This window comes from bacterium (genome assembly GCA_040755795.1).
Classification (GTDB): domain Bacteria; phylum UBA9089; class CG2-30-40-21; order CG2-30-40-21; family SBAY01; genus JBFLXS01.
Window position 1 is genome coordinate 1 of sequence record JBFLXS010000178.1, and the last position, 7,744, is coordinate 7,744.

The 7,744-nt window shown below is 36.8% G+C and carries 9 protein-coding genes and 2 pseudogenes; all 11 read left to right on the top strand.

Annotated features, from left to right (window positions below):
• Window positions 1–212 precede the first annotated feature (212 nt).
• The 11 genes and pseudogenes from AB1414_11840 (at window position 213) to AB1414_11890 (ending at window position 7,131) form a co-directional block, all read left to right on the top strand.
• Window positions 213–428 (top strand): annotated as a pseudogene (locus tag AB1414_11840) (hypothetical protein).
• Window positions 429–550: 122 nt separating this feature from the next.
• Window positions 551–820, top strand: a pseudogene (locus AB1414_11845) (BrnT family toxin).
• The gene (locus AB1414_11850; protein ID MEW6608118.1) at window positions 810–1,040 is read left to right on the top strand and encodes a hypothetical protein; all 231 of its coding nucleotides are present in this window, start codon (window positions 810–812) and stop codon (window positions 1,038–1,040) included. Before AB1414_11845 ends, AB1414_11850 begins: the two are co-directional and overlap by 11 nt.
• 65 nt (window positions 1,041–1,105) lie before the next feature.
• Window positions 1,106–1,321 carry a type II toxin-antitoxin system HicB family antitoxin gene (locus AB1414_11855; protein ID MEW6608119.1) on the top strand — a complete coding sequence of 72 codons (216 nt, stop codon included), beginning with the start codon at window positions 1,106–1,108 and terminating at the stop codon, window positions 1,319–1,321.
• Window positions 1,322–1,436: 115 nt separating this feature from the next.
• Complete coding sequence (locus AB1414_11860) at window positions 1,437–2,495, top strand: PHB depolymerase family esterase (protein MEW6608120.1); 1,059 nt, start codon at window positions 1,437–1,439, stop codon at window positions 2,493–2,495.
• A gap of 244 nt (window positions 2,496–2,739) precedes the next feature.
• A complete protein-coding gene (locus tag AB1414_11865; protein MEW6608121.1) occupies window positions 2,740–2,985 on the top strand; it encodes a type II toxin-antitoxin system HicB family antitoxin in 246 nt (81 codons plus the stop codon).
• A complete protein-coding gene (locus AB1414_11870; protein MEW6608122.1) occupies window positions 2,982–3,194 on the top strand; it encodes a type II toxin-antitoxin system HicA family toxin in 213 nt (70 codons plus the stop codon). The genes AB1414_11865 and AB1414_11870 overlap by 4 nt, the downstream gene beginning before the upstream one ends.
• 301 nt (window positions 3,195–3,495) lie before the next feature.
• On the top strand, window positions 3,496–3,846 hold the full coding sequence (locus AB1414_11875; GenBank protein MEW6608123.1) for a PIN domain-containing protein: 351 nt from the start codon (window positions 3,496–3,498) through the stop codon (window positions 3,844–3,846).
• A 226-nt stretch (window positions 3,847–4,072) separates the two neighbouring features.
• Window positions 4,073–5,611, top strand: a complete 1,539-nt coding sequence (locus tag AB1414_11880; protein MEW6608124.1) for a TAXI family TRAP transporter solute-binding subunit — start codon at window positions 4,073–4,075, stop codon at window positions 5,609–5,611.
• A complete protein-coding gene (locus tag AB1414_11885) occupies window positions 5,499–6,335 on the top strand; it encodes a hypothetical protein (GenBank protein ID MEW6608125.1) in 837 nt (278 codons plus the stop codon). The genes AB1414_11880 and AB1414_11885 overlap by 113 nt, the downstream gene beginning before the upstream one ends.
• Before the next feature lie 4 nt (window positions 6,336–6,339).
• Entirely contained in the window at window positions 6,340–7,131 is a 792-nt protein-coding gene (locus AB1414_11890; protein ID MEW6608126.1) for a hypothetical protein, read from the top strand.
• Window positions 7,132–7,744: the final 613 nt, after the last annotated feature.

Sequence of the window (7,744 nt, forward strand, 5' to 3'; positions counted from 1 at the left end):
TAACAAATCGTTGCAGCGGACGGCGGGGGCTGTGCCGTGATTGAAAGTTTTGTAGTATCTCAAGGGGTAATCGTGCTTATAAAGTTTGTAGCAATTCTCCCCGCCGCCGCTGAACTCAGTCGTTAGATCAACAGCGTATAAAATGATCACATATGCAGAACACCTAATAAGGCAAATAGAATACGGCAAAATTTCTTAAAAGGAGTGATACGATGACTAATCTTCTTGAAAGTGTAGTAGAAAAGGTAAAGGTATTGCCTGATTCTGAACAGGATGCTATTGCTACGCTTATGCTCGAAGAGCTTGAAGACGAGATACATTGAGAAAAAGTGTTTGCTCGCTCTCAGGATGCACTCGCCAAACTTGCCCAAGAAGCAATGGCAGAATATAGGGCGGGTAAAACCAAGGAACTTGATCTGGATACCTTGTATTGTGCCGTAGATCAGAAAACCAAAAATGAAGGCGATTATAAAAAACTACTGTCTCAACTTGGCTATCTGATCTAATTATAAGTTAGGCATAAAAGTAAAAAGGAACATACGCATAGATGATTCAGTTCAAATGGAATCCCGAAAAAGCAAAACAGAATTACAAAAAACACAGAGTTTATTTTGAAGAAGCTGCAACTGTGTTTTATGATCCCTTATCAGCTACTTTTGATGATCCAGATCACTCAATCAGCGAATTAAGGCTAATCATGGTAGGTTTTTCCTCTTAAGGACGTTTGCTTGTAGTTTCGCATACAGAGAGGGAGAAAAATATACGTATTATCAGCGCGCGTCCTGCAACCGCGCATGAAAGGAGACGACATGAAAACTAAAACAGAAAAAGCTCGGGATGAATTACGGCCAGAATACGATTTTGATTATTCAAAGACTGTCCGAGGGAAATATTACAGGCGGTTAATCGAAGAAGGGGCGAACGTAATCGTCCTTGACCCTGATTTAACCAAATCTTTCAGCGATTCAGTAGCGGTAAATGAAGCGTTGAGATCCCTACTTGACTTGACTAAATTGACACAACGCCTAACCAATCGTTAGACAAACCTTGTTTTATCGCTAATTTTTTGTTATCATAATTCAAAGTTGTAGTATGGAGGTGTCAAATGCATAATGAGTTTAATGCCATTGTTGAGAAGGATGGCGAATGGTTTATAGCGTATTGCCCTGAAATTTCTGGTGCCAATGGTCAGGGGCGAACAAAAGAGGAATGTCTTCAAAGCCTCTCTGATGCTATCCAGTTGATTTTGGAAGACCGCAGAGAGGATGTGCTTCGAGGGATTCCTGCAGATGCCACCCAAGAAATGGTTAGTGTTGGATGAAACGTGAAGCGTTATTGAAACACTTGCGTCGACATGGTTGTTACCTTAAAAGGGAAGGAAATTCTCATTCCTTTTGCGAAGCTAAGTTCATGATTAAAAGAGGAAGGTGATAAAAATGTTGACAAAAATATTAGTATTTAGTTGGTGTTTGTTGTGGATAGGATTGACAGTGAAATATGCGGAAGGAGGGAATATAAGAGATAGGATAAGAGAAAGAGTAAGGGAAAGGGTGAAAGAAAGGATAGTAAAGAAAGCTTCAAACACTCCTTCTTATCCTGTAATTGAGGGAGAATTCTCTTCCTACAATAAATCTCAATATGGAGCAGGCGATTACCGCAGATATATAGAAACGGATGGCAGAAGACGATTTTACGACCTGCACATTCCTGAGAAGTACAATAAGGAAAATGCTATGCCGGTAGTTTTAGTCTATCATGGTGGAGGTGGAAACCCGGTTCAACAGCGTGGTGACTCACAAATGGATAAAGTTAGTAATACTTATAACTTTATCGTTGTTTATCCTGCCGGAACAGGGGAATCTGAGGATAAGATGCTTACCTATAATGCGGGAGTCTGTTGCGGTTATGCAAAAAAGAATAAGATAGATGATGTGGGTTTTACAAAAGCATTGTTGGATGACCTTGAAACACTTTTCCATATTGATAAAAAACGAATATATGCCACTGGTTTCTCAAATGGAGCATTTATGTGTTATCGACTTGCTATGGAACTTTCCGATAGGATTGCTGCTTTTGCACCTGTCAGTGGAGTTTTGGGGGTAGAACCTTCTATCGGTACATCAACTAGGCCCATTTCGATTATTCACTTTCATGGAAAAGCAGACCCAAATGTTGTCTACAAAGGTGGTGTTGGTCCAAGGGCATTTGAAAAGATTTCACGCCGAAGTGTAGAAGAAACTATTCAGTTTTGGACTGCTCACAATGGATGTCCCAAAGAATCTGTGAAAGGACCTCGGAAAGGGAATGCCATCTGTACCATTTATGGTCCTGGTAGGGAAGGTTCAGAGGTGATTTTGTGGACACTGGAGGATGGTGGTCACACATGGCCGGGTGGTAAATCATCATTGCCGGAGCGACAGGTAGGAAAACTCAACATGGATATTATTGCTTCTGAGTTGATGTGGCAATTTTTCGAAAAGCATCCTATGCAATAAAAAAGAGAGTAAAAAGAGAGTAAACAGTTTACGCAACTCCTTTAATATCAAGCGATAACAAATAAAATGTTTTTGGAGACATGTATTGCCTAACCAATCGCTGCACCTGACCGCCAACAGTCTGTGGTTTTTCAAAGTTCTGTGCCCTATTAGAGTTTAGTGGTTTTCCAAAGTCTGTGCCCATACTGTTGGCGGCAGGTGAGCTCAATCGTTAGATGGTAAGTAAATAAAAGGAGGGAAAGCGATGCTTTACAAACTCCCAGTGATACTTTCACCACAACAGGAAGGTGGATATACGGTGACCTCCCCGCTGTTACCAGAATTGGTTACGGAGGGAGATACTATCGAGGAGGCATTGATTAACGTTCGTGACGCGTTCACAGCCGTGGTTGAAGCCTATCAAGAACTAGGTCGGTTGCTACCTGTGAATACGAAGCTGACAGATGCCAATAGCCCTGTGTGGTTAGAGACGGTGGTTACTACTCCATGATCTATCGCGAAGTAACTCGTAAGTTTATTGTCTTGGGTTGCTACGAATTGCCTCGGCGAAGTGGTGGATCTCATCGTAAGTGGTTCAACCCAAATACACAACGAGTCACCTCCTTACCTGACTGGGGCGGTCGTGATCTGAAGTTAGGGACCATCCGAGCGGCTGTTCGACAATTGGGTATAGATTGGTATAGTTTTGAAAATGCCTGAGCTGTGACTTGATATAGAGTCCGTTTAACAACTTGTGAGGCGAAAAGTATTAGTAGGGTCAACCCGGAAAAGTATTATTAGGGTCAAACCGTGAATGTGGAATGCACAATAATTCGGTGAGGCAGAGGAAAAGGAAAAGACAGCGAATCAGAGCTTTTGTCTAACCCTGCGTTGCAGTTGACGGCGGGGGACTGTGCCGTGGTCAGAGTTTTGTGGTCTCTCAAAGTTTTATCTTGCTATCAAACTTTTGTGGTAATCCTCCCCGCCGCCGCTGAACTCAATCGTTAGACTTAATGAAGTAATGTATGTGTTGCTTATGAAAAAAGGAGCGGATTTATTGGGAAATGTTAGTCGCTGGAGAATCAGAGAGCAGATTGAAAAAAATCATGGGTTTGCACAAGAATGTTACCAGAAGATTGACGCTTTTCTTGAGTATATTGGCGAATTAAAATCTTCTGCGCTATCAATAGTTAATGTTGACTACGATATTTTCTATAAATCGGTTGAGATTGGGAAAGAGTATGGATTGATTACACGAGATGCAATTCATTCAGCTACTTGTAAAACATTCAATATTTCTCATATAGCTACAAATGATGAGCACTTTGATAAAGTTGAGTTTTTAAGTGTTTGGAAACCTATTGTAGCTTAATCGGTTGGAATGGATACCCTGGTTTAATTACTATCCATCTTCAATGAGATTTCGGAGTTTATAAAATAAAGGATAAGGTTGGGAGAAAGAGAAAATCTATGAGAAAAGGGAATTATTGTGGCGTCAGACGACACTCTAATGTAAGTCTTCTGTGTGGCAGGTCTTAAGAAAAATAAGTATAATAGGAAGATGAAATTTATTAGCATTTTTTTGAGGAGGGAAAGAAATGTTATATTTAAAGAGTTTGGTTTCTATTTTAATATCCTCTGTTGTACTCTCTGCTTTACTTTCAAAACCATCATTTGCAAATCTTACCATAGCAACTGGTTCAGAAGGTGGGAATTATTATCCTGTTGGGAAAAAGATTGCTGAAATTTTAAACCAAAATGCTCAAGGCTTATCAGTTGATGTAAAAACCACCCATGGTTCTGTCGAGAACCTAAAATTATTAGCGGATGGTAAATGTGAATTGGCAATAGTTCAAAGTGACATCCTCTATCAATCATATTTTGCTAAAAAAGGGACATTACTTGATCAAGGTTTGGAAATTCAAAAGAGTAAAGATGTAAAAGGTATTATTGCATTATTTCCAGAATATATCCAGATTGTTATTAGAAAAGGAACTTCTAATATTAAGAATATAATAGATTTGGCTGGACTCAGAGTTTCATTAGGAAAAGGAGGAAGTGGGACATATAAAAATGCTATTCAATTATTAGAAACTGCTGGGTTAAGTATTAATGATATACATGGTGTTACCAAGTATGGCCCTGAAGAGTCGGTTGATAGGGTTATTGATGGAGAGCTCGATGCAGCATTTCTTACTTGTGGGTCTATAATAGTAAATGAAGAAAAATACCGTAATAAGATAAAATTATTATCGTTTAAGAAATCCATCCTTGATAAAACAATTAAAGAATTCCCTTATTATAGCCAAACAAGTGTAGAAGTAGAAAAGACAACTTATAGACCTCGAGTTCCTTTTGTTCGAGCCGTGCTTGTATCTAAAAATATAACGAAAGAACAGGCATATGCCATTACAAGAACTCTCTTTGAAAATTGGAAAGGATTACTTCAGATTAATGCTAAAAGGCATACCTACATAGAATTTTTTAGGGATAAAGCATTAGCAAGAAAAATAACTATTCCTCTACATCCTGGTGCAGAAAAGTTTTATATTGAAAAAGGGCTTATATATACAAACCGGAATTATTACACCCTTTTCTTTATTTTCCTTTTTATTGGTTTAATTGTTATTTTTAGAAAGATTATAGGTCAAAGATTGGAGAAATTGGTAGCCTCTAACCGTTTTCTGGAGAGAAGTTTAGCTATTCTTGATAGCATAACTTCTAAAAAAACTGCTATGGTAGTGTGGGGAATTACCTTTATCTTCTCAATGGATATCTTATTAATAAAACAAATGGAGGCGTCATATTCTTTTTACCATGATATACCAACTCCCTTTGAAAACTTGTCCTTTGGAGATACATTACTATGGCTTTTGATCTACGCCAGTACGGGATATACCCAGGGAATTTTTCCGGTAAGTAATTTGGGGAAAATCTGTTCTATCATTATACCTTTTTTTGGGAATAGGAGGTATCCTTGTTGGAATAATTATGTTTACCAACAGACAATTCCACAATCGAGACTTGGAAAAGAAAGGATTGAGAGTAAGGTATCTAAAAAATCATATTATTATTTGTGGATGGAATACGAGGGTTCCAGGTATTATTCGGGATTTAACAGGTCCTTATGTTCCTGAGAGAAAAAGAATCATAGTCATTGCAGAAATGGATGACGAGTATCCTCTACAAGATTATAAATTTAATCCTAATTATGTATTTTATTGCCGGGGGGAAAGCTCATCTCTTGAAATCTTAAAAAAGGCTCACTTACAAAATGCTGACAAAGTCCTTGTTATGGCAGGTCAAAAAAAACTGGCAAGTGAGAATATAAGAAGTGTATTAACTACTCTTGCGGTGAAAAATTTTTATAAGGACATTGTTAAGGATAAAGGAAATGGTAAAAAAATTTCTGTCTTTGCAGAACTTATTTTTGAAAAAAACAAGAGGCTCTTCGATTTGTCTCAGATAGATAAGTTGGTATCTTTAGATGTAATTAGAGAAAAATTTGCTACTGAGGCGTGTATTAATAAAGGAGTAACAGATTTATTATTAGACCTTTTAACCCATAACGAAAGAGATAACCTCTACTCAATATTTGTTAAAGACTTGAAAGAACCTATACGAGAAGAAATTTTAGGAAAGACTTTTTCTGATATCCTTGTCCCTTTAAGAAAGAAGAATATTCTTCTTTTAGCAATATACAAACATATAGATATTAAACACGGAAGTATAGAGACCTCTTTTCGAAAAGATAGTCCCTATATCATCAATCCTACAAATGAGGAGAGAGATTATAAGGTTGATTTGAATGATAAATTGATTTATATTGCAGAGACAAAAAATGCTATTCAAAAGAGGTGATAATATGGAAAAATATCTCATATTGGGAGGGGACAAGACAGCGAGGGGAATTGTGGATACACTTCTTTCGTTAAAAAAGGAAGTTATCGTTGTTGATCCAGATTTTAAAGATGATGAAATAAAAAGTGAGAATTTAAAGGTTTATAACAAAGAGATAACCGATTTTAAGGAAGATAGAAATATTTTCTGTGGAGTTACAACGGTTATAATCTTAGTTGGAAAAAGAATTGTGAATGATGTAGATGAAAAAACATCACTACTGTTAGGGAATAGAAGAGTTATTGAAGATATTGATGCAAAGACAATAATAAAGGTAATGCAAGTTAGAGAAATTTTTGAGAGATTCTATCCCAATCACACTGTTCGTATAATTGCAGAGATGATTGCGAAAGAAAATGAAAAGTTGTTTATAGATGCAGGAGTTGATGAGATTATTCCTACAGATATGTTAATTGAAAAGATAATGGTTCAGATGGTCTTTAATGAAGGTATAGTAAGTAATTTAATATTAACACTTTTAACGAGAAATGATAAAGCATATTTAACTACAGTTACTGTATCTAAAGATTCAGAATATAAAGACTTTATAGGAAAAACTTACGATGGTTTACTACTTCCGTTATTAGATAAAGGTATGCAACTTATTGCTATTGAGAAAACAAGTAATAAAGACAGTAATGAGCGAACTTCCATTCATATAATGGATAGAATTATTATCAATCCAGTTGAATCTTCAGAAAAGAATTATTCTCTTCGTGATAACGATCGGTTAATAGTATTAAAAGAGAAAGGTTAACACTTAACACCTAAGATAGTAACTAAATTTTTGCGTTTTTCGCTAACACTTTGTATTTCAATCTCTTGTGTAAATAAGGGGAAATGGGAAAAGAAGTATTTTTCTCTAAGGAGGCGAGATTGGAGTTCAGACCTCGAATTGAGAATTAACTATCAAAAAGAAGAGAAAAAAGACGGCAAAGTGCAGCTTTTTCTAACCAGTCGCTGCACCTGACTGCGAGGGGCTGTGGCGTGATTGAGATAGTTTTGTAGTTTACCAGGGTTTTATCTTGCTTATGAAAGTTTAGTGGTAATTCCCCCTCGCAGCAGGTGAGCTCTATCGTTAGACATTTTAAAAGTATATTCTTTTGACTTCAAACAGTAAAGAATGTTAAAATTGCTTCATTCTACTTTATAAAAATACCAGTGTTAATCATGGCAAAAAAGGAGGTGAAGCTTCTCTTAAATTTTGATACCAAACACTGTTTGATATAAATAAGATAAAAAGTAAAGAGGGTTGGACCTATTAACTCCAGTAAAATCAAGGGGTTATAATAGTAAGAAGGTAGATTTTAGGGGTGTTTAGGAGGTGAGGTAGGTATATGTAACATATTATAAACATTGGGGTTAGGTTT